This is a genomic window from Vibrio sp. 03_296, from assembly GCF_002265885.1.
Genome location: NZ_NPKW01000517.1, coordinates 1 through 1,067 on the forward strand (window position 1 = coordinate 1; position 1,067 = coordinate 1,067).

Sequence of the window (1,067 nt, forward strand, 5' to 3'; positions counted from 1 at the left end):
TGGAGATGATTCGCCACTTGGGTGTGAAGTGGGTCTTCCTCAATGTTAATCAGAGCGATACGCAGCCATTGCCTGCTAATCAGCAAAACCTTTCTGAAAGTGAACAGCAATCTGAAAACTTGATGGACGAAACCAAAAGCTTTGGGATGAAAAGCAAAAGCGTATCGAGAAGTTAAGTTCTTACCGACGTCGTGTCATTCAATGTGAAAAAGAGTTTGAACGTTCGTTGGCGAGAATGCGCTCTGTAATGACCAAAATTCGCAATCGTCCGACCGATGCGGTTGATGAAGCGAAACAACTCATCGATGACATCGTTGAAAAATTGATGAAGTGATGACAATGACCTCCCATCTCATGAATGGGAAAAGTGAATTTGAAGATATTTATTTTCACTCATTAAACGTGTCCGTCATCGCTATGATGATAGGCCGTGCAAAAGGGTTTAGTGCCGCACAGCTAAAAGAACTTTCATTTGCCGCTTTGTTTCACGATATCGGTAAAATAAAAATTCCCTCTGCGATTGTCCGTAAAGACAAACGCCACTCACAGATCCTGAGTTTAATTATCTCAAACTGCATACCAAGTACGGATTGGATTAGCCAATACAGTAGAATGGTTTCCTGTATAGTGCGAAAAGGTATTGCGCAGCATCATGAGCTCAATGATGGTTCCGGTTATCCTGATGGTTTAAAGGAACATGAAATTGACGAGCTGACACAAGTGAATTGCGGTGGCGAATGCTTTCGCACATTATGCCATCACAACATTCCTACAGAACAGAAAATTCCCTACACCGCACTTTCTCATCTAATATTAAGAACTGCAAGCACCTTTATAGTGCCGAGAACCTGAATATCCTCATTAAGTTCATGGGAGTGTTTCCACCAGGTACGGTCGTACAACTTTCTAATAACATGGTCGGGTTGGTCATTTCCGTCAATGCGGCACATCTACTGTATCCCAATGTTTTGATGTACGACCCCGCAGTACCAAGAACTCAGGCGCCCATCATCGACTTAGCGGATAAAGATATAAAGATCGTCAGTGCCATTCATCCTAATAAATTA

The 1,067-nt window shown here is 42.5% G+C and carries 1 protein-coding gene and 2 pseudogenes; all 3 read left to right on the forward strand.

Features of this window, described 5'->3' with window-relative positions; all coding sequences use genetic code 11:
• Nucleotides 1-163 precede the first annotated feature (163 nt).
• A pseudogene (locus CIK04_RS33990) lies at nt 164-232 on the forward strand (hypothetical protein); the annotation flags it as partial.
• Between the two features lie 101 nt (nt 233-333).
• Nucleotides 334-852 (forward strand): HD domain-containing phosphohydrolase, encoded by a 519-nt coding sequence (locus CIK04_RS33995; protein ID WP_325205838.1) that lies wholly within the window; start codon nt 334-336, stop codon nt 850-852.
• Between the two features lie 23 nt (nt 853-875).
• Nucleotides 876-1,067: pseudogene (locus CIK04_RS34000) on the forward strand (HD family phosphohydrolase); the annotation flags it as partial.